Genomic DNA, 20,606 nt, shown 5'->3' on the forward strand with positions numbered 1-20,606 from the left:
CGCGCGGTCCGGGCGCGCGCCTGTTCGCCTTCGGTTACGACGCCTGGTTGCTGTCGGCCTACCTCGAACGCCTCGCCACCCGCTCGGACGCGTTCGTCTCCGGCGCCACCGGCGTGCTGCGCATCGACGGCTTCGGCACCGTGTTGCGCACGCCGGCCTGGTCGACCTTCAGCAGCGGCGTCGCGGTGCCGCTGGCGGATGCCTCGCGCCGCTGATCGCACCCCAGGTCCGACGCCGCCGGCGTCGGACCGGCGTGCGCGCGGCGCCGCGGTCGAGGCGGCCGCCCGCAAGCACTTGCTCGCCGCCGGCCTGCGCGACGTCGCGGCGAACGCCAACTACCGTTTCGGCGAACTCGACCTGGTGATGCTCGACGGCGCCGTGCTGGTGTTCGTCGAAGTGCGTTACCGCCGCGACGATCGCTACGGCGGCGGCGCGGCCTCGGTCGACGCGCGCAAGCGCCGCAAGCTGGTGCTGGCGGCGCAGAGTTTCCTCGCCGCCCATCCCCGCCTCGCCGACGGCGCCTGCCGCTTCGACGTGGTCGAGGCCGACGGCGACCCCGCCGCGCCGCGCCTGAACTGGTTGCGCGATGCCTTCCGCGCCGACGATCCCTGAGACGACTGCCCGATGCCGACCGTGATGACCCATGCCGTGGTACCGCTCGCCCTGGGTTGGGCGCTCGGGTCGCGGGTGATCGACCGCCGCCTGCTGGTCGCCGGCGCGCTCGCGGCGATATTGCCGGACGCCGACGTGGTCGCGTTCAAGCTCGGCATCGCCTATGCCGACGACTTCGGCCATCGCGGCGCCAGTCATTCGTTCGCGTTCGCCATGCTGATCGCCGCGCTGGGTGCGCTCGCCGCGCGTTGGTTACGTGCGCCGCCATGGACCGCGGCCGTCTGGCTGTTCGTCTGCACCGTCTCGCATCCGTTGCTGGATGCGCTGACCGACGGCGGTCTCGGCGTCGCCCTGTATTGGCCGTGGTCGGACCAACGCATCTTCGCGCCGTGGCGTCCGATCGAGGTCTCGCCGATCGGCGCGCGCTTCTTCAGCGCGCGCGGCCTGGAGGTACTGTGGTCGGAAGCGCGCTGGATCGCCGTGCCCGCGCTCGCGGTCGGCCTGCTCGGCGCGACGATGCGGCAGTGGTTGCCGCGTTCGGAACGTGCGCAATGACCGCCCTGCCCGACGAACTGCAACGCGAGTTGTCGGGCCTGCTCGGCGAAGCCTGGTTGACCGATCCCGGCGAACGCCTCGCTTACGCCTACGACAACTCGCGCCGCCACGCGATGCCCGATGCGGTGGCGCTGCCGCGCACGCGCGAACAGGTGCTCGCGCTGGTGCGCGCCTGCCGTCGCCACCGCGTACCGGTGATCGCGCGCGGGCGCGGCACCAACACCACCGGCGCCTCGGTGCCGGTCGCCGGCGGCGTGGTGGTTTCGTTCGAGCGCATGAACCGCATCCTTGAGATCCGCCCGGGCGACCGCTGCGCGATCGTCGAACCCGGCGTGCTCAACGGCGATCTGCAGACCGCGCTGAAGTCGCACGGCCTGTTCTGGCCGCCCGACCCGACCAGCGCCGCCTTCAGCACGGTCGGCGGCAACCTGGCCTGCAATGCCGGTGGGCCGCGCGCGGTGAAGTACGGCGCCAGCCGCGACAACGTGCTCGCGGTAACCGCGGTGACCGGCGCCGGCGAACTGATCGTCTGCGGTACTGCGACCACGAAGGGCTCCACCGGCTACGACCTGCATCGCCTGCTGGTCGGCAGCGAAGGCACCCTGGCCTTGATCGTCGAGGCGAGCCTGCGCTTGACCCCTGCGGCTCCGGCGCGCGCGGCCTTGCGCGCGATCTACCGCGACGTTTCGGCGGCGGCGCAAGCGGTGGCGCGGCTGATGGCGCAACCGGTCACGCCGTCGATGCTCGAATTCATGGACGCGCGTGCGGTGCAACTGGCACGCGATGTCGGCGGCGCCGATCTGCCCGCGGAGGCCGGCGCCCTGCTGATGATCGAGGCCGACGGCGATGCGCAGACCCTGCCGCATTCGATCGATGCCTTGAAACGCGCGGCGCAAGGCGACGGCCTGATCTCGCTCGACGACGCCAGCGACGAAGCCGCGCGCGAAAGGCTATGGGCCGCGCGCAAGGCGCTGTCGCCGTCGCTGCGCACACTGGCGCCGGGCAAGATCAACGAAGACGTGGTGGTGCCGGTGTCGCGCATCCCCGAGTTGGTCGACGGCGTGCAAGCGCTGGCGCGCGAGTTCGATCTGCCGATCGTCTGCTTCGGCCATGCCGGCAACGGCAACCTGCACGTCAACCTGCTCTACGACCCGGCCGACGATGCGCAGAGCGAACGCGCCCATGCGGCGATGTCGCGGGTGTTCGCCCTGGCCCTGGCGCTCGGCGGCACCCTGTCCGGCGAACACGGCATCGGCCTGGCCAAGCGCGAGTTCATGCCGCAGGCGGTCGATGCCGCCACGCTGGCGCTGATGCGTCAATTGAAGCAGGTGTTCGACCCCGACGGCATCCTCAACCCGGGCAAGTTGTTGCCGGACCCATAGCGCTGCGGCTCAGGTGCGTGCGCGCGACTCGATCGATCGGATTGCCGAGGACACGCCCGGGACCCGTGCCTCGCCCGTCACAGCCTGCGCACTCCGGGCAAGCCACTGAAATACCTGCCGACCTCGCCTGCATTGACCTCGACATGCCCTGGCCGGCCGGGCGCACCGGCCGGGCCGGAACGGCCGGAGAATCCATAGCGGCCGGACCGCCCGTTGCTGCCGCCGGTCCCGGCGCCTGCGCCGCCCTGTCTGCCGGCGCTACCGCTACTGCCGCCGTCGCCGCCCGGCCCTCCGCCCACATCGAACCGCAACCACTGCGCCAGCTCGGGATAACGCCGGTCATAGATCAGTTCGATCCGACCGCCGCTTCCTCCGATGCCGCCGGGCGCGCCATCGCCGCCATCGCCGCCGTCGCCACCGGAACCACCGTTGCCGCCGTTACCGAAGCGATGCTTATCGCTTTGGTCCCGCGCGCCTTCGCCTCGGCCGCCATCGCCGCCGCGACCGCCGCTGCCGCCGTTCCCACCCGCGCCACCGATGCCGCCAGCCGCAACCAAGGTCAGCGGACGGTCCGCGGGCGCCAGCACGAAGTCATCGAAATCGCCGGTCACCCGCACTGCAATCAACTTCGGATGCGAGCGCGTGCTCACGTAGGTAGCGTACATGCGCAGTTGCGGCCCCTCGTAGCCTGGACCGCCGAGCTCGCCGTCGCCGCCGTCGCGGCCGTGATCGCCATGCTCTCCATCGGTGCCGCTGCGGCCGTCGCGGCCGTCGGAACCGCTGCCCCCGTCGCGCCCCCGCTCGCCCGGCCCGCCGGGCGTGCCGACACTGACAATGCAACCGTAGTCGGCAAGGTAGTGCCGCGACTGCACCAATTGCGCGCGCGGATGCAGCAATTGCGTGGATATCGCAAAACCGCTGTCCACGCTCGCCAGCACGTCGGGGTTGGGTGTGTACCAGCCCATCTCGTCGAACCGGCCCTGCGCGCTGGAGAAGGCGAAGTTGCGGAAATCCAACATGCCGTTGCGGCGGGTGCCGTTGCGGCCGTGCCAGGTTTCGTAAGCGGCGGCTGCCGGCTCGCGCGGCAACCGTGTGGTCACGGCCACGTGCATCTGCACCGGCTGGCGCGGGCAGATCGTGGTCACGCCCGGGCCGATGTCGGTTTCCATCGCGCTGACCTGCGCATCCTGCAACTGGACCGTGTTGATCCCGGCGATCGAACGCACCGCGCCGCAGCCGCTCGCCACCACGCCGATCGCCAGGGCCAGCGCGATATTGAAGCCGGTCGCGATACCGCCGGCTCGCTCCGATTCCGAAGTGAGGAGATCGCATTCCGGAGCGAAGTGGCGCATGAGCGAAGGTTCGGTTGAGAAGTTGCGCCACCCTCGCACTCAGGCGATTAAGCAGGTCTGAACTTTTTAGTAATGCGACCTGAGCGATGTCACACATTTCGCCCGCATGATCAGCCCGGCGCGCAGCGGCTGCGACGCAGAAACGAAGAACGATCAACCGAAGTGTTGGTATCCCTTCCGGGCCGGCGTCCACACCGAGCCATCGCTCGTGTGCACGCGCACCGCGCACTCCGCATCCGCTTGCCGCGCTTCGATCCGGCCGATCACCCGCGCGGTCGAATCGACCCGGCTCAAAGCCTGTTCTATCGCCGTGCGTCGACCCGACGGCGCGGTGAAACACAGTTCGTAATCGTCGCCACCACTCAGTTGCAAGGTCCTGCGCGCGTCGCCGATACAGGCCGCGGCCAAGGCGCGCGACACCGGCAAAGCATCCGCGTCGATGCACGCGTCCACACCGGACGCGGCGCAGACGTGGCCGAGATCGGCCAGCAAGCCATCGGAAACATCGATGCCGGCATGGGCCAGGCTGCGCAAAGCACGGCCGGCGCTCACCCGCGGTGTCGGCCGCTGCAGGCGCTCGAACAATCGCGCCGAGGCGGTGTCCGCATCGCCGTCGTTGCGCCGCACTTCGTGTTCGCGATACGGCACGACGCCGGCCAGCGCCAGCGCCGCGGCGGCATCGCCGAGCGTACCGGTGACCCAGACCTCGTCGCCGACCTGCGCGCCATCGCGACGCAGCGCCGCGCCGGGTTCGACGAAACCGAGCACGGTCACGCACACCGACAAGGGACCGCGGGTGGTATCGCCACCGACCAGGGCGACGCGGTGTCGGGCGGCGAGTTGCATAAAACCGTCGAGAAAGCCGTCGACGAACGCTGCCGGCGGCGTGTCCGCATCGGCCGGCAAGGACAGCGACAAGGTGCACCAGGCCGGGCTCGCACCCATCGCGGCGAGGTCGGACAGATTCACCGCCAGCGCTTTCCAGCCGATGTCGGCCGGCGCGGCATCGTCGGCGAAATGCACGCCGCGGTTGAGGGTGTCGGTGGCGACGACGAGTTGTTGGCCGGCGGGCGGCTGCAACAACGCGGCGTCGTCGCCGATGCCGAGCACCACGTCCTCGCGCGCCGCCAGGCCGGCGCCGATGCGGGCGCGGATGCGGGCGATCAGGTCGAACTCGGCTGCGCTCATCGCGGTCTCGTCCGGTGCGCGGGCGTCGCCTGGGCGACACCCGGATGGGGCGGAGTCAGCGCTTCTTCGACGCCGCGAACTCGGTCGCGCGCCAGTCGGCGGCGGCATGGTCGAGCACGCCGTTGACGTAGGTGTGGCCGTGCTCGGCGCCGAAGCGCTTGACCGTTTCGATCGCCTCGTTGATCACCACGCGATACGGCACGTCGAGGCGATGACGCAGTTCGTAGGCGGCGATACGCAGCGCGGCGCGTTCGATCGGGTCGACCTGCTCGACATCGCGGTCGAGGAACGGCGCCAGGGCGACGTCCAGCTCTTCCTGATGCTTGTCGACGCCGCGCACCAAGTCCTCGAAGTAATCGAGGTCGGCGACTTCGTGGGCCTGTTCGTGGGCGAACTGGCCGATCACGTCGTTGACCCGCGAACCCGACAACTGCCAGGCGTACACGGCCTGCAGCGCGCGGCGGCGGGCGCGCGAGCGCGCGACGGGGTCGATTCCATCTTTTCTGTTGTGTCTGCTCATGCTTCGACTCCGCGCGTCAATCGTGTAGCGGGCCATGGATGGCCCGCTCGCTGCATCGCCGAGCGATGCAGCGGAGCCTTGTCGGGACATGCGCCCGACAAGGCGAGCGAATGTCGGACAGGATGTCCGATCATTCGCAAAGGCATGCCTATTCCATCCTGACGACGGCGGTTCATGGCAATTGCCCCAGCAGATGACTCATTTCGAGGGCGGCGAGCGCCGCTTCCTCGCCCTTGTTGCCGTGATTGCCGCCGGCGCGGGCCTCGGCATCCTCGTGACGTTCGACCGCCAGCACGCCGTTGGCGATCGGCAGGCCGTAGTCGAGCGAGACGCGCATCAGCCCGTCGGAGCAACCGTCGGCGACTTGTTCGTAATGGCGGGTATCGCCGCGCACGACGCAGCCGAGCGCGACCACGGCGGCGTGCTGGCCGGCCACGGCCAGGCGCGCGGCGACCACCGGCAATTCCCAGGCGCCGGGGACTCGGACCACGTCGATGGCGTCCTCGGCGACGCCGTGCTCGGCGAAGGTCTTGCGGGCGCCGGCGACCAGGGTGTCGGTGATGCGCGGGTTCCAGCGGCTGGCGATGATGGCGTAGCGCGCGCCCTCGGGGCTGCGCAGGTCGCCTTCGTAATGGGGCATGAGGGGGAATCGGCTGGACGAAAGGGGTAGTTTAACGGCTGGGGGCCGCCGGTGCCGGAGCACGCAACGCTGAAGTCGCGTCGGGCCGGCCGCCGCGAACGGCCGCCGGCCCCAGGCCTGATGCCTCAGCCCAGCTTGGCGATGTCGACGTACTCGACCACTTCCAGGCCGAAGCCGGCCAGGCCGATCTGCCGCCGCGGGGTGCCGAGCACGCGCAGCTTGCCCAGGCCGAGGTCGGCCAGGATCTGCCCGCCGGCACCGTTGCGGCGCCACTCGGCCAGTGCATGGCCGCGGGTCGGCACCGGCACGGTGGTGTGGGCGGCCTCGTCGCCGCCAGCGCCATCGTGCGCGGCTTCGGGTGCGGCCTCGCGCACCCGCGCCAGCAAGGTTTCGGGGTCGGCGTGATCGGCCAACACCACCAGCGCCCCGCTGCCCTCGCGGGCGATCGCCGCCAGCACGTCGCCGACCGCCGGGCCGAAGTCCGGCCGGCGCCAATGCAGGGCATCGGCGAGCGGGTTCTGGATATGCACGCGCACCAGGGTTGGCAGGTTCGCATCCGGCTCGCCGCGCTGCAGGGCGAAATGCAGCGCATGGGTCAGGCGGTCGCGATAGCTCAGCAGGCGGAACGGGCCGTGCTCGGTCTCGATGGTGCGCGCATCGACGCGCTCGACCGTGTGCTCGGTGGCGAGGCGATAACGGATCAGCTCCTCGATCGAGCCGATCTTGAGCCCGTGCTCGGCGGCGAACGCCTCCAACTGCGGGCGACGCGCCATGCTGCCGTCGGCGTTGAGCACCTCGACCAGCACGCCGGCCGGTTCCAGGCCCGCGAGCAGGGCCAGATCGCTCGCCGCCTCGGTGTGGCCGGCGCGGCTGAGCACGCCGCCGGGCTGCGACATCAGCGGGAAGATGTGTCCGGGCTGGGCCAGATCGGAGGGCTTGGCGTCGGGGCGCACCGCGGTGCGCACGGTGTGGGCGCGGTCGTAGGCCGAGATGCCGGTGGTCACACCCTCGGCGGCCTCGATGCTGACGGTGAAGTTGGTATGGTGCGAGGAGGTGTTGTCGCGCACCATCGGCCCGAGGCCGAGCTGCAGGCAGCGCTCGCGCATCAGCGACAGACACACCAGGCCGCGCGCATGCGTGACCATGAAGTTGATGTCGGCCGGACGCACCAGTTCGGCGGCCATGATCAGGTCGCCTTCGTTCTCGCGGTCTTCGTCGTCGACGATCACGACCATGCGGCCGGCGCGGATTTCCTCGAGCAGTTCGGGGACGGTGGCGAAATTCATGCAGCGGCTCCAGCGGCGTGGGTGTCGGCCTGGCGTGCGCCGAGCAAGCGCTCGACGTAACGCGCGACCACATCGATTTCCAGGTTGACCGCATCGCCGACCGCGGTCTGCGCGAACGCAGTGTGCTCGACGGTGTGCGGGATCAAGGCGACCTCGAAGCCTTCGTCGTCGACTTCGTTGACGGTCAGGCTGACGCCGTCGACGCAGATCGAACCCTTCTTGGCGATGTAGCGCAGCAATGCGGCCGGCGCGCGGAAACGCCAACGCTGGGCGCGTGCGTCTTCGTGCACGCTCAGCACCGCGCCGACGCCGTCGACGTGGCCGCTGACCATGTGGCCGCCGAGGCGGTCGGTCGGGCGCATCGCCCGTTCGAGGTTGACGATGGCGCCGTGCTTGAGCGCGCCGAGGGTGGTCAGCGACAAGGTCTCGGTGGAGGCGTCGGCCTCGAACGAGGCCTCGTCGAACGAAATCACGGTCAGGCAGACGCCGTTGACGGCGATGCTCTCGCCAAGCTTGGGCGCGCTGAAATCGAGCGTGCCGGTGGCGATGCGCAGGCGCACGTCGCCGCCGAGGTCTTGAGTGGCGGCGAGCGAGCCGACGCCTTCGATGATGCCGGTGAACATCAGCGGATCTCCTGGCGGAGCGCCGCTGCGGTGTCGCGATGGAAGTGAGTCATGAAACGTTTCCCGCATGATGGTGAGCGAAAAACGCCTCAAGGCATGGGCCAACGCACGACCCGCGGCGCCGCCGCGGGTTCGGTCTCCCTGCTCTTGCGAGAGGAGTCGCGCATAGCCGTCTTCTTTCATCCGGACTGTGACCGTCGGCTCCGGCATCGGACCGGATCTGCTGACCCTCCGCGCCCGGTCCCGAATCGGAACCGCGGCCTGGAGGCGCTCGCGGGCTCGCGCGTGACCGCGCCTACCGCCGGTGGGGAGTTTCGCCCCGCCCTGAAGACGTTACGTAATGAAGCGCCGGCGAACCGGCGGGCGCAGTTTAGCACCCGCGTCGCGCCAGGCCGGTTGTCCGCCGCGGTCGGCTGCGGATGCAGTGTTCCGTCCATGCGCTGCGGCTGTGCCGGGCCCGGCCGGTATGGGCTTCAGGCATACTCGTAAGAAACGCTCGGATTTCCGGCCCTGTCCGCTGCGTCCGGCAGACCGCGCCGGCTTCAGCAGCCCGCCACGCCCCGCCCCCGCCTCTCTCCCGCCCCCGGCACTCAGCCCGGCTTGCGCCGCAAATGCAGGAACAGCGGCCATTGCAGGGTCCGCACATCACCCGATGCGCCCCAGGCCGCCGACAGGGCCGGCCCATGGCGCGCGACCGGGTCTTCGCCGGTGGCCGCGCGGCAGCGCGCCGTCGCCGACATGCTGTTCAAATAGCCGAGAAAGCGCCGCAGCCCCCACTCCGCCTCCAGCCACATGGCTGGCGCCGGCAAGGCCGGGAACGGCCATTCGTAACCGGCATAACGCTGTTCGATCTGGACCCGCTCCGGCGGCCAATATTCCTCGATCTGCTCGCGGAAGTCGGCGACCGCGCCGACCATGCCCTCCGGCGCCAGAAAATCGCAGTAGCCCCAGGCCGCGAGCACGCCGCCGGGCGCCAACACGCGTTCACATTCGGCAAAGAAACGTTCGCGCTCGAACCAGTGCAACGCTTGCGCGACCGCGATCAGCTGCACGCTCGCATCGGCTTGGTCGGTGCGCTCCGCCGGTTCGATCGCCAGGCTGACGTTGCCGCTGCCGCGCAAGGCGGCGTCATGCGCCCAGTGTTGTTCGATCTGTTGCGCACTCGGCTCGGTCGCATGGACCTGGGCGAAGCGCGCCGCCAGGCCGCGCGTGGCCTGGCCGCTGCCGCAACCGGCCTCCCAGACTCGCGCCGTCGCCGGTACCTGGGCCGCGATCAGGTCGAACAAAGACTCGGGATACTCGGGCCGTGCCGCCGCGTAGGCACCGGCGAGCGCGGAAAAATGATCCTTGAACGCATTGCCGCTCATCGTGGCTCGCTCCGGAAGTGAGGTTCGGCCCCGCCCCGCTTCATTGCGGCGGCCGCGGCTGCAACAGCACGCGGGTGTCCTCGCCGATACGGCGCACATCGACCAGGTCGAGACGCAGCTTGTCCTTCATCGCCTCGATGCCGAGCCCGTCGAACAAGGGGCGTGCGCTTTCGCCGAGCAACACCGGTGCGACGTACAGCAAGACCTCGTCGACCCAGCCGCCGGCCAGAAAGGCACCGGCCAGGGTCGCGCCGGCCTCGAGCTGGATCTCGTTGACGCCGCGTTCGGCGAGCAGCTTGAGCACCGCTTCCAGGTCGATCAGGCCTTCGTGCATCGGCACCGCCGCGTGCTGGGCGGCGAAACCGCGCGGCGGCTTGGCGTCGGGCGCATGCAGGTACAGGGTCGGCGCATCGCCTTCGCGCACGCGGCCGCGCGCGACCGTCGCCAGGCCCGGGTCGAGCACCACCCGCAACGGCGCGACGAAGGCGGTGTCGTCGTGCAGGCGCACGGTCAGCGAGGGATCGTCGGCGAGCACGGTGCCGGCACCGGTCACGATCGCACCGGCGCGCGCGCGCCAGTGCTGCACGTCCAGGCGCGAGGCTTCGCCGCTGATCCACTTGGATTCGCCGCTGGCGAGCGCGCTGCGCCCGTCGATGCTGGTCGCGAGCTTGACCCGCAACCACGGCCGGCCGCGCTCGATGCGCGACAGGTAACCGCGATTGAGCGCACGCGCCTGCGCTTCCATCAAACCGCTCGCGACCTCGATGCCGGCCGCCTGCAGTTTCACGAAACCGGCGCCGTCGACCTGTGGGAACGGGTCGCGCATCGCCGCGACCACGCGGGCGACGCCGGCCGCGATCAAGGCCTCGCTGCACGGCCCGGTGCGTCCGGTATGGGCGCACGGCTCCAGGGTCACGTAGGCGGTCGCGCCGCGTGCGCGCTCGCCAGCCGCGCGCAGCGCATGCACTTCCGCATGCGGCTCGCCGGCGCGCTCGTGCCAGCCCTCGCCGACGACTTCGTCGCCGTGGGCGATCACGCAACCGACCATGGGGTTGGGCTTGGTGGTGTAGGCGCCCTTCTCGGCCAGGCGCAGCGCGCGGGCCATGTGGACGTGATCGGTGGCGGTGAATGCTGGGGTCATGGTGCGCGCTTGAAATGGGTGGCGTCGGGGAAATCGGAAATCAGGCTGCGGTCGGCCTGCACGGTCAGGGTCATCACGCCGCCTTCGGCCGCGCCGGTGGCCTGCGCGTCGAACTCGATCAGGTACAGCAGCTTGGTCGGATCGTCCACCGTCAGCCAGCGTGACGTATCGGGCTGCTCGGGGAAGCGTACGCCTATCGCTTTCACCGCGGCATCGGCGGGCAAGGCCTCGAACTCGAATTGGCCATCGGCGCCCTGCGCTGCGCTTTGCTCGACTACCCGGCCATCGGACAGTCGCAGCATGGCCTTGGCATCGCCCACTGCCAGGCCGTAGCGCGGATCGTAGACCTTTACCCGCACCGTCTCGCCGCCTCGACGCTGCCGATGCGCCCACCAAGCCCCCGGCGGCAGCAGCCCCGCGTCGACGGCCTGCTGCAGGGTGCCGATGCCGTCGCCGCGCACCTCGTTCAGATCGGCTTCGGTCAACGGCGGCGGCAGCTTGCGCCGGAGTCCGTTCTCGCTGTCGGGCGCGCGCTCCACCAGCACGACGGTCTGCTCGCTGCGTTGCCAGCAGCCGGCCACGTCCATGCCGGGCATCGGCACGCCGCGCATGCGGAAGCTGCCGTCCTGGTTCAGCTGCAGGCTCGGCGCCGCCTTCGCTTCGATACCGGCATAAGCCCCCGCCAGCGCCGCGTCGGCGGGCTCGCAAGCGGCGATGGCGGACGTCGCCGGAAGCGCGAAGCACGCGATCACGGCGAGCACGCCGGCGCAAACCGCACGGCCTCGGCGTTGCGTGGGCCGGTCGGCGCGGGTCGGCACGACCGCAGCCCTGATGCGATCTCGCGCGGCGGTTTCATCGTTCATCGCAGCCTCCTGCGGGCCATCAATGCCGCACATAACGGCCGGGTATTCGGGGCGCGATCAGATCGCCGTCGTCCTGGGTCAGGATGAGTTGCTCGAACGACGCGGGCATCGCCGCGGCGGTGTCCAGGCGTATGGCGAAAATGCGGCCTCTGCTTTCGTCCAGCGCCAGGGTTTCGCGCGGACGGTCGGCGGGTTGCAGGATCGCCTGGGCGAGTCGCACGCCGGGACGTTGCACCGCCAGGGCCCAACCGCCCGGACTGGTTTCGGTGCGCTCGCTGCGGCCGTCGGAATACACGAACTCGACGCCGATCCCCTGGGCCCGATAGCCGCGCTGCGGGTCGCCGATCACGACCGCATAGCCGCCTCGTCCGTCCGCCTTGGCTGCGGGGTCCAGGCAGCGTTCGCGGTCGAATCGCGGAGCAGGCTGCTTGGGCATCGCGCGGCCCGCCTTCGCGTGCAGTGCGGCGGCTTGCTCGAACCGTTGCAGATAGGTCCGCACCGCGATATCCGCCGCCACTTGGTGCTCTTCGAGCGCGCCGTCTTCGAATATCCCGTCTTGAGGCATGCCGTTTTGTTCTGCGCCGCCGTCATCCGCACCAGCTGCAGCCGCACCAGCCGCAGCCTCACCAGCCGCAACCGCGGCCGCATTACTCAGCGGCGGCGCTTGCCAGGCTTTCGGCTTGGTCTGCGCAGCCGTCGCTTCCAGCGCCAGCCGCGACTGTTCGAGCGCCGCCAGGGCCGGCGCAAGAGACGCTTCGGCGGCGCTGCGGCCTGCGCGATCGACCGGGGTGGCAGCGGACAAGCTGGCCGCGACCAGCTCGGCATATTCGAAACCGGACTGGTAGGTCTTCAAGTAACCGCAGGCCTCCTCGATCAAAGCGTCTTGCCGCTCCGCCGCGAACTCGTCCAGGCGCTTTTGCGCGTCGGGAGTCCAGGCGACGACCTGATCGAACGAAAACACAGGCTGGTCGCCCGCGGGGTTTTGCACGCTCAGCACGATGCCGTTGCCGCCCACGTTCCATAGGCCGCTGGCGGACTCGACCATCAAGCCGTAGCTGAGGCTCCATTGGAAACGTCCGTCGGGTTCGAGCACCAACTCCGAGCCGGCGTCGTCGGCGCCTTCCAGGTAATAGTGGCCGGCCAACGCCGCGCGCTGCCGGTCCTCGACCGGGTCGGCGGCCTGCGCCCAGCACGGCAGCATGGCCAGCACCAATTGGGCGAGCATCAGCCGTGCGGATCGGTATGCCTTCAACATGCGCGAACTCCCTTCGCCGCGTAAGCGTGGCCAGCGTCGGCCGATGCGCTCAGCGCTTCTTCTTGTCCGGACGCGGCTCGTCCTCGCCGAGCAAGGGCAGTTGCCCCTCGCCGGGGATATCGCGTTCGAGCCGGTCGAGCTCTTCGCGGAAATCGGCGACGTCTTCGAACGAGCGATAGACCGAGGCGAAACGCACGTAGCCGACGTGGTCGAGCTTGCGCAACTCGGCCATGACGAACTCGCCGACCCGGCGCGAGGCGAGTTCGCGCTCGGCGGTCATGCGCAATTGGTGGACCACCGCGCGCACCGCCGATTCGATCTGTTCTTCCGAGACCGGCCGCTTCTGCAGGGCGCGGTCGAAACCGGCGCGCAGCTTGCGCGCGTCGAAGGCCTCGCGGCGGCCGTCGCCCTTGATGATGACCGGCAGCTTGAGTTCGATCGTCTCGATCGTGCTGAAACGCTCCCCGCAGGCCTCGCAGACGCGACGGCGGCGGATGGTCGCGCCGTCGTCGGACACGCGCGAATCGATGACCCGGGTGTCCACGTGCTGGCAGAAAGGGCAATGCATAGGCTAGGAACGAGTCGAAAGGAGTGAGAAACGAGCGGAAAAGCCGAAGACTCGGCCACTGTCCTCCGAACCGGCAACAAGAACAAGCCACGAGGCGGCCGCCCTTACTCGTTCCTCACTCCTCATCACTCGTTACTCGCTTTCATAGGAACGAGTCGAAAGGAGTGAGAAACGAGTGGAAAAGCCGAAGACTCGGCCACTGTCCTCCGAACCGGCAACAAGAACAAGCCACGAGGCGGCCGCCCTTGCTCGTTCCTCACTCCTCATCATTCGTTACTCGCTTTCATAGGAACGAGTCGAAAGGAGTGAGAAACGAGCGGAAAAGCCGAAGACTCGGCCACTGTCCTCCGAACCGGCAACAAGAACAAGCCACGAGGCGGCCGCCCTTACTCGTTCCTCACTCCTTATCACTCGTTACTCGCCTTCAGCCGTACACCGGGAACTGGGCGCACTGCTTGGTCACGTTCTCGCGCACCCCGGCGATGACCTTTTCGTCCTTCGGGTTGTCGAGCACGTCGCAGATCCATTCGGCCAGGGCGACGCAATCGGCTTCCTTGTAGCCGCGGGTGGTGACCGCCGGGGTGCCGATGCGCAGGCCCGAAGTGACGAAGGGCTTTTGCGGGTCGTTCGGCACGGCGTTCTTGTTGACCGTGATGTGGGCCAGGCCGAGCGCGGCTTCCGCGTCCTTGCCGGTGATGCCCTTGCCGATCATGTCGACCAGCATCAGGTGGTTCTGGGTGCCGCCGGACACGATCTTGTAGCCGCGCGCGGTGATGGTCTTGGCCATCGCCTGGGCGTTCTTGACGACTTGGGCCTGGTATTCCTTGAATTCCGGCTCCAGCGCTTCCTTGAACGCGACCGCCTTGGCCGCGATCACGTGCATCAGCGGACCGCCCTGGATGCCCGGGAAGACGATGCTCTGCAGCTTCTTGACCAGGTCCTCGGACGGGTCCTTAGCGACGATGATGCCGCCGCGCGGGCCGCGCAAGGTCTTGTGGGTGGTCGAGGTGACGACGTGAGCGTGCGGCAGCGGGCTCGGATAGACGCCCGCGGCGATCAGGCCGGCGACGTGGGCCATGTCGACGAACAGGATGGCGCCGATCTTGTCGGCGATGGCGCGGAAGCGCGCCCAGTCGACGACCTGCGAGTAGGCGCTGAAGCCGGCCACGACCATCTTCGGCTTGTGCTCGACCGCCAGGCGCTCGACTTCGTCGTAATCGATCAGGCCCTGATCGTTGACGCCGTACTGCACGGCGTTGAACAGCTTGCCGCTGGCGTTGACCTTGGCGCCGTGGGTGAGGTGGCCGCCGTGGGCCAGGCTCATGCCGAGGATGGTGTCGCCCGGGTTGAGCAGGGCGAAATACACCGCCTGGTTGGCCTGCGAGCCCGAATGCGGCTGGACGTTGGCGTAGTCGGCGCCGAACAGTTCCTTGGCGCGGTCGATCGCCAGTTGCTCGGCGATGTCGACGAATTCGCAACCGCCGTAATAGCGCTTGCCCGGATAACCCTCGGCGTACTTGTTGGTCAGGACGCTGCCCTGGGCTTCGAGGACGCGCGGGCTGGCGTAGTTTTCCGAAGCGATCAGCTCGACGTGGTCTTCCTGGCGACGGACCTCGGCGGCGATGGCCTGGGCGAGTTCATCGTCAAATCCGGCAATACGGGTGTGGCTCGGGAACATTACGCGGCCTCGGGAGGGGAGAGAACGGACGGGAGGGAGGGGGAACCTCGCATCAGGCCGGGCCGTGTGGATCCGCGGGCGGGCTTGACGTAAGACTTGAAATGTTAGCCTAGGGGCGTATGGCGGCCAACCGCCAAAGCGGGGCTGCCACCGGCCCCGGCGCCGACGGACAATACAGCCTGCGCGCTCCGTCGCCTCCCCTGCCTTGCTTCTGGATGTCCCGATCGTGAAATGGGTCTTCGTTTTCCTGTTCCTCGCCAGCGCGGTGTACGTGCACCTGCGCGGCCGCGTACGCCACCGTCTTGGCCGCCAATTGCTCGACCACTCGACCTTCATGGCGCCGATCAACGTGCTGATGTACGCCTGCTCGCGCGTGCCGACCACTGCCTTCCTGAGCCCGGACCAGCATTTCCCCGAGCTCGAACCGCTGCGCGCGCGCTGGCGCGACATCCGCACCGAAGCCCTGCATTTGCGCGCGATCCAGCAGATCAAGGCCGCCGACGGCTACAACGACGTCGGCTTCAACTCCTTCTTCCGCCGTGGCTGGAAGCGCTTCTACCTGAAGTGGTACGACGACGCGCACCCCTCGGCGGCCGAGCTGTGCCCGGTCACCACCGAGCTGCTGCGGCAGATACCGGGGGTCAAGGCGGCGATGTTCACCGAGCTGCCGCCCGGCGGCGAGCTGCGCCCGCATCGCGACCCCTATGCCGGCTCGCTGCGCCTGCACCTGGGCCTGGACACGCCCAACGACGACGCCTGCTTCATCGACGTCGACGGCACCCGCTACAGCTGGCGCGACGGCGAATGGACCATGTTCGACGAAACCTATATCCACTGGGCCCAGAACGGTTCCGAGCAGAACCGCATCATCCTGTTCTGCGACATCGAACGGCCGATGCGCTGGGGCTGGGCGCGCGGCCTGAACCGGTTCATCGCCAAGAACCTGATCGCCGCGGGCGCCTCGCCGAACATGGAAGGCGACAAGACCGGCGGCATCAACCGCCTGTTCAAGTATTTCTACGCCCTGCGCCTGAAGACCAAGGCCCTGCGGGCGCGCAGCAAGGGCACGTATTACGCGCTCAAGTACGCCCTGGTCGCCGGCGTCATCGCGCTGATCGTCTGGCTGTAACCCCTTCGGCGAAGCTGAACCCAGGCACGGCAAGGCTTTCCATCTCTCCAGCCCTGTCCGCAACGAGGCGCCGGCCGCCTGAGGCGCCGATCCGGCCGCCGTACAGCCCCAGCGGCCCTTTCCGGGCCTCGCCAACGGGCTCTCGGCGGTTCCCCGTCCCGCTACACCCGCCCTATCCCGCCGGCCCTCGCGCTGGAACGCAGCCAGCGCCTGCGGGATAATCGCGGTTTCCCGCCCCGCCCCAGGCCATCCCTCGGCCCGGCTCGGCGCGTCCATGCTTCGGAGCCCGCATGCAATACATCTACACCATGAACGGCGTCAGCAAGACCGTGCCGCCGAAGCGTCAGATCATCAAGGACATCTCGCTGTCGTTCTTCCCCGGCGCCAAGATCGGTCTGCTCGGCCTCAACGGCGCGGGCAAGTCGACGGTGCTGAAGATCATGGCCGGCGTCGATACCGATTTCAGCGGCGAAGCGCGCCCGGCCACCGGCATCAAGGTCGGTTACCTGGCCCAGGAACCGCAGCTCGACCCGACCCAGACCGTGCGCGAAGCGGTCGAGGTGGGCGTCGGCGACGTGCTCAGCGCGCAGGCCGCGCTCGACAAGATCTACGAGGCCTACGCCGAAGAAGGCGCCGACTTCGACAAGCTCGCCGCCGAACAGCAGCGCCTGGAAGCGATCCTCGCCTCCGGCGATGCGCACACCCTCGAACACCAGTTGGAAGTCGCCGCCGACGCGCTGCGCCTGCCGCCGTGGGACGCGATCATCGGCAAGCTGTCGGGCGGCGAGAAGCGCCGCGTCGCGCTGTGCCAGCTGCTGCTGCAGAAGCCCGACATGCTGTTGCTCGACGAACCGACCAACCACCTCGACGCCGAATCGGTCGAATGGCTGGAGCAGTTCCTGGCGCGCTACACCGGCACCGTGGTGGCGGTGACCCACGATCGCTATTTCCTCGAAAACGCCGCCGAGTGGATTCTCGAACTCGACCGCGGCCGCGGCATTCCGTGGAAGGGCAACTACACCGCGTGGCTGGAGCAGAAGTCCGAGCGCCTGAAGCAGGAAGAAAACACCGAGAAGGCGCGCCAGAAGGCGCTGGCCAAGGAACTCGAGTGGGTGCGCAGCAACGCCAAGGGCGGCCGCAGCAAGGGCAAGGCCCGTCTGGCCCGCTTCGAGGAACTCAACTCGGTCGAGTACCAGCGCCGCAACGAGACCAACGAGATCTTCATCCCGCCGGGCGAGCGCCTGGGCAATTCGGTGATCGAGTTCAAGAACGTCTCCAAGTCGTTCGGCGACCGCCTGCTCATCGACGACTTGAGCTTCATCATTCCGCCGGGCGCGATCGTCGGCATCATCGGCCCCAACGGCGCCGGCAAGTCGACCCTGTTCAAGATGATCACCGGCCAGGAAACCCCGGACACCGGCGAGATCGTCAAGGGCCCGAGCACCAAGATCGCCTACGTCGACCAGAGCCGCGACAAGCTCGAAGGCAACCACAACGTCTTCCAGGAAGTCTCCGGCGGCGCCGACATCCTCAACATCAACGGTGTCGAGATCCAGTCGCGCGCCTACATCGGCCGCTTCAACTTCAAGGGCCAGGATCAGCAGAAGATGGTCGGCGCACTGTCGGGCGGCGAACGCGGTCGTCTGCACCTGGCCAAGACCCTGCTGCAGGGCGGCAACGTGCTGCTGCTCGACGAACCGTCCAACGACCTCGACGTCGAAACCCTGCGCGCGCTCGAAGACGCGCTGCTGGAGTTCCCGGGCTGCGCGGTGGTCATCTCGCACGACCGTTGGTTCCTCGATCGCATCGCCACCCACATCCTCGCCTTCGAAGGCGATTCGCACGTGGAGTTCTTCCAGGGCAACTACCGCGAATACGAGGACGACAAGAAGCGTCGCCTCGGCGAAGAAGGCGCACGTCCGCACCGCCTGCGCTTCAAGGCGCTGAAGTAAGGTTCCGGGCCGCCCGCGCTCCAGCGCGCGGGCGGCTTGGTCGCATTGATCCTCACGACGATGCGGCCTTCGTCTACGCCCTTCCCGAGCGCGCGGCAAAAACCGCGCAGCGCAGATCGAGACCGGACGGGCTCCGGCGATCGCCGCAGCGACGGGCCGCGAGTTTGCGCTCTCGCCCGCAACGACGCGCTCCTGCCTACCTGCATCATCCAACGCGAACACGGGGCCTCACGCCCTTCGTCGCCACTACGTCTGGTCCGCATGCCCGCCGTCCTGCTTCCCTTGCTGTGCTTCATCGCCTTTCTCGCCTTCGCGCCCGAAGCGGCGATGAAATTCGCGGCCTGGTTCCTGGTCACCACCGCGGTGGTGCGGGTCGCGGCCGACAAGGCCGTCGGCCTGGAAACCGGTTGGGGCGAGGCGGCCAAGGCGGTGATCTGGGCCGCGCTGCTGCCCCTGCTAACGATCTTCGGCTTGCTCAGCTTCGGCCTGTCCACCGGCATCACCCAGTTCGAAGGTCTCGCTGCGATCGCGATCCTCGTCATGTTGTCGGGCTCGTTCGTCGCCGCCTTCATGCTGGCTTTGCACACCAGCCTCAAGGACAGTGCGATCATCGCCTCGATCACCACCGTCGCCAGCGCGGCGATGGCGATGCTGGTCCGCGCGCTGGCCTGAAGCCGAGGCCCGATCCGAACGATGCGCACCGACCGATCGCCGCCGCCCAGCCTCCCCCACCGACCGAGGAGCGCATCATGACCGTCGAACAAGCCTACGAACTCGAAGGACTGCGCCGCGCGGGCGCGCTGGTGTCGGGCATTCTGGCGACCATGCGCGAAGCCGCCGTGGCCGGTGCGGTCTCGCGCGACCTCGATGCGATCGGCGCGCAAATGATGCGCGCGGCCGGCGCGCGCTCGGCACCGGCGCTGACCTACGACTTCCCCGGCGCGACCTGCATCAGCATCAACGCGGTCGCCGCCCACGGCATTCCCGACGGCTCCGTGCTGCGCGACGGCGACCTGGTCAACATCGACGTTTCGGCCGAGCTCGACGGTTACTTCGCCGACACCGGCGGCAGCTTCGTGGTCGGCACCGCGAGCGAAGCGCAGCAGCGCCTGCTCGATGCCACGCGCGAAGCCCGCGACGCGGCGATCGCGCAGTTGCGCGCCGGCAACCTGATCAACAGCATCGGCCGCACCGTCGAGGGCATCGCCGCACGGCGCGGCTTCCGGGTGATCCGCAACCTCGGCAGCCACGGCGTCGGCCGTTCGCTGCACGAAGCGCCCGGCAGCATTCCCGGCTACTACGATCCGCGCGACACCCGGCGCCTGCACGACGGCATGGTAATTACGATCGAACCCTTCCTGGCCACCCATTGCACCCAGGTCGACGAAGGCGACGACGGCTGGGCGATGCGTTGCCGCCGCGGTTATGCGGCGCAGTTCGAGCACACCGTCGTGGTCACCCACGGCGCACCGATCATCGTGACCTGAAGGCCGGGGTTCGGAGTCCGGGAATCGGGAATCGGGAATCGGGAATCGGGAATCGAAAGTCAAAACCGAAAGCCGACGATGGATAACGGCGCCGGATACGAATCCGGCGACAGCATTGAAACGAAACAGCCGCGCTTGCAGACAAACCGAGCACGGCATCACCACGAGGAACCGCATCGATGAGTTTCATGCAGGCATTGCGTCAACGCTGGCAACAGGCCGGCACTCTCGTCTGCGTCGGCCTCGATCCAGAGCCCGCGAAATTTCCGGCGCGCTTCGCCGGCGACGCCGATGCGGTGTTCGCCTTCAACCGCGACATCATCGACGCCACCGCCGAATACGCCTGCGCGTTCAAGCCGCAGATCGCTCATTTCGCCGCACTCGGCGCCGAAGACGCGCTCGCCCGCCTGGTCGCCTACGCGCACGCGAACCATCCCGGCATCCCGGTAATCCTCGACAGCAAGCGCGGCGACATCGGCAGCACCGCCCAGCACTACGTCACCGAAGCCTTCGACCGCTACGGCGCCGATGCGGTCACCGCCAACCCCTACCTCGGCCGCGATTCGGTCCAGCCCTTCCTCGACCGCGCCGACCGCGGCGTGGTCGTGCTGTGCCGCACCTCCAATCCCGGCGCCGGCGACCTGCAGGACCTCGACGTCGCCGGCCGCCCGCTCTACCAGCATGTCGCCGAGAAGGTCGCGCGCGAGTGGAACGGCCACGGCAATTGCGCGCTCGTGGTCGGCGCGACCTGGCCGTCGCAGCTGCGCGAAGTGCGCGCGATCGTCGGCGACGTGCCGTTCCTGGTGCCCGGCGTCGGTGCGCAGGGCGGCGACGTCGAGGCGGTGGTGAGCAACGCCAAGACCGCCGACGGCACCGGCCTGATGGTCAGCAGCTCGCGCGCGATCCTCTACGCTTCCAGCGGCGACGACTACGCCGCCGCCTCGGCGGCGGCGGCGAAGTCCCTGCGCGACGAGATCAACCGTTACCGCTGAGCCATCGCCGAACCTG

Annotated in this window: 20 protein-coding genes, 1 pseudogene and 1 riboswitch; of the genes and pseudogenes, 9 read left to right on the forward strand and 12 right to left on the reverse strand. The window is 68.8% G+C overall.

Annotation, left to right across the window (positions count from 1 at the left end; all coding sequences use genetic code 11):
- Positions 1–2: 2 nt before the first annotated feature.
- The 4 genes and pseudogenes from GLA29479_RS18940 to GLA29479_RS18955 all read left to right on the forward strand — a co-directional run.
- Positions 3–215, forward strand: a pseudogene (locus GLA29479_RS18940) (penicillin-binding protein activator); the annotation flags it as partial.
- Entirely contained in the window at positions 199–612 is a 414-nt protein-coding gene (locus GLA29479_RS18945) for a YraN family protein (RefSeq protein WP_057916928.1), read from the forward strand. The pseudogene GLA29479_RS18940 and the gene GLA29479_RS18945, both read left to right, overlap by 17 nt.
- Before the next feature lie 12 nt (positions 613–624).
- Positions 625–1,167 (forward strand): metal-dependent hydrolase, encoded by a 543-nt coding sequence (locus GLA29479_RS18950; RefSeq protein ID WP_057916927.1) that lies wholly within the window; start codon positions 625–627, stop codon positions 1,165–1,167.
- A complete protein-coding gene (locus GLA29479_RS18955) occupies positions 1,164–2,549 on the forward strand; it encodes an FAD-binding oxidoreductase (protein ID WP_057972505.1) in 1,386 nt (461 codons plus the stop codon). The genes GLA29479_RS18950 and GLA29479_RS18955 overlap by 4 nt, the downstream gene beginning before the upstream one ends.
- Positions 2,550–2,626: 77 nt before the next feature.
- Here GLA29479_RS18955 and GLA29479_RS18960 read toward each other — a convergent pair whose 3' ends face one another.
- The 12 genes from GLA29479_RS18960 to glyA all read right to left on the reverse strand — a co-directional run bounded on the left by GLA29479_RS18960 (position 2,627) and on the right by glyA (position 15,030).
- Positions 2,627–3,901 carry a hypothetical protein gene (locus tag GLA29479_RS18960; RefSeq protein WP_057972506.1) on the reverse strand — a complete coding sequence of 425 codons (1,275 nt, stop codon included), beginning with the start codon at positions 3,899–3,901 and terminating at the stop codon, positions 2,627–2,629.
- 153 nt (positions 3,902–4,054) lie between these two features.
- On the reverse strand, positions 4,055–5,089 hold the full coding sequence (thiL, locus tag GLA29479_RS18965; protein ID WP_057972507.1) for a thiamine-phosphate kinase: 1,035 nt from the start codon (positions 5,087–5,089) through the stop codon (positions 4,055–4,057).
- Positions 5,090–5,144: 55 nt separating this feature from the next.
- Positions 5,145–5,609, reverse strand: a complete 465-nt coding sequence (gene nusB / locus GLA29479_RS18970; RefSeq protein WP_057916923.1) for a transcription antitermination factor NusB — start codon at positions 5,607–5,609, stop codon at positions 5,145–5,147.
- Between the two features lie 172 nt (positions 5,610–5,781).
- Complete coding sequence (ribH, locus tag GLA29479_RS18975) at positions 5,782–6,249, reverse strand: 6,7-dimethyl-8-ribityllumazine synthase (protein ID WP_057916922.1); 468 nt, start codon at positions 6,247–6,249, stop codon at positions 5,782–5,784.
- Between the two features lie 125 nt (positions 6,250–6,374).
- The gene (gene ribB / locus GLA29479_RS18980; protein ID WP_057916921.1) at positions 6,375–7,535 is read right to left on the reverse strand and encodes a 3,4-dihydroxy-2-butanone-4-phosphate synthase; all 1,161 of its coding nucleotides are present in this window, start codon (positions 7,533–7,535) and stop codon (positions 6,375–6,377) included.
- Positions 7,532–8,158 carry a riboflavin synthase gene (locus GLA29479_RS18985; protein WP_057916920.1) on the reverse strand — a complete coding sequence of 209 codons (627 nt, stop codon included), beginning with the start codon at positions 8,156–8,158 and terminating at the stop codon, positions 7,532–7,534. The genes ribB and GLA29479_RS18985 overlap by 4 nt, the downstream gene beginning before the upstream one ends.
- A 167-nt stretch (positions 8,159–8,325) precedes the next feature.
- Positions 8,326–8,494: riboswitch (FMN riboswitch) on the reverse strand.
- A gap of 254 nt (positions 8,495–8,748) precedes the next feature.
- A complete protein-coding gene (locus GLA29479_RS18990; protein ID WP_057972508.1) occupies positions 8,749–9,525 on the reverse strand; it encodes a class I SAM-dependent methyltransferase in 777 nt (258 codons plus the stop codon).
- A 40-nt stretch (positions 9,526–9,565) separates the two neighbouring features.
- Positions 9,566–10,666, reverse strand: a complete 1,101-nt coding sequence (gene ribD, locus GLA29479_RS18995; RefSeq protein ID WP_057972509.1) for a bifunctional diaminohydroxyphosphoribosylaminopyrimidine deaminase/5-amino-6-(5-phosphoribosylamino)uracil reductase RibD — start codon at positions 10,664–10,666, stop codon at positions 9,566–9,568.
- Positions 10,663–11,529 (reverse strand): hypothetical protein, encoded by an 867-nt coding sequence (locus GLA29479_RS19000; protein WP_057972510.1) that lies wholly within the window; start codon positions 11,527–11,529, stop codon positions 10,663–10,665. The genes ribD and GLA29479_RS19000 overlap by 4 nt, the downstream gene beginning before the upstream one ends.
- A 19-nt stretch (positions 11,530–11,548) precedes the next feature.
- Positions 11,549–12,784, reverse strand: coding sequence for a hypothetical protein (locus GLA29479_RS19005; protein WP_144436616.1), 1,236 nt, complete (start codon positions 12,782–12,784; stop codon positions 11,549–11,551).
- A gap of 49 nt (positions 12,785–12,833) precedes the next feature.
- Positions 12,834–13,352 (reverse strand): transcriptional regulator NrdR, encoded by a 519-nt coding sequence (gene nrdR, locus GLA29479_RS19010; RefSeq protein ID WP_057916915.1) that lies wholly within the window; start codon positions 13,350–13,352, stop codon positions 12,834–12,836.
- A 424-nt stretch (positions 13,353–13,776) separates the two neighbouring features.
- Positions 13,777–15,030 (reverse strand): serine hydroxymethyltransferase, encoded by a 1,254-nt coding sequence (glyA, locus tag GLA29479_RS19015; RefSeq protein ID WP_057972512.1) that lies wholly within the window; start codon positions 15,028–15,030, stop codon positions 13,777–13,779.
- 223 nt (positions 15,031–15,253) lie between these two features.
- Here glyA and lpxO point away from each other — a divergent pair, with 223 nt between their 5' ends.
- The 5 genes from lpxO to pyrF all read left to right on the forward strand — a co-directional run bounded on the left by lpxO (position 15,254) and on the right by pyrF (position 20,590).
- Positions 15,254–16,159, forward strand: coding sequence for a lipid A hydroxylase LpxO (lpxO, locus tag GLA29479_RS19020; RefSeq protein WP_057973270.1), 906 nt, complete (start codon positions 15,254–15,256; stop codon positions 16,157–16,159).
- A gap of 290 nt (positions 16,160–16,449) precedes the next feature.
- Positions 16,450–18,111 (forward strand): energy-dependent translational throttle protein EttA, encoded by a 1,662-nt coding sequence (gene ettA / locus GLA29479_RS19025; protein WP_057916913.1) that lies wholly within the window; start codon positions 16,450–16,452, stop codon positions 18,109–18,111.
- Positions 18,112–18,372: 261 nt separating this feature from the next.
- A complete protein-coding gene (locus tag GLA29479_RS19030; protein ID WP_057972513.1) occupies positions 18,373–18,783 on the forward strand; it encodes a hypothetical protein in 411 nt (136 codons plus the stop codon).
- A gap of 77 nt (positions 18,784–18,860) precedes the next feature.
- A complete protein-coding gene (gene map / locus GLA29479_RS19035; RefSeq protein WP_057916911.1) occupies positions 18,861–19,598 on the forward strand; it encodes a type I methionyl aminopeptidase in 738 nt (245 codons plus the stop codon).
- A 179-nt stretch (positions 19,599–19,777) separates the two neighbouring features.
- Entirely contained in the window at positions 19,778–20,590 is an 813-nt protein-coding gene (gene pyrF / locus GLA29479_RS19040) for an orotidine-5'-phosphate decarboxylase (RefSeq protein ID WP_057972514.1), read from the forward strand.
- Positions 20,591–20,606 lie beyond the last annotated feature (16 nt).

Source organism: Lysobacter antibioticus, from assembly GCF_001442535.1.
Classification (GTDB): domain Bacteria; phylum Pseudomonadota; class Gammaproteobacteria; order Xanthomonadales; family Xanthomonadaceae; genus Lysobacter; species Lysobacter antibioticus.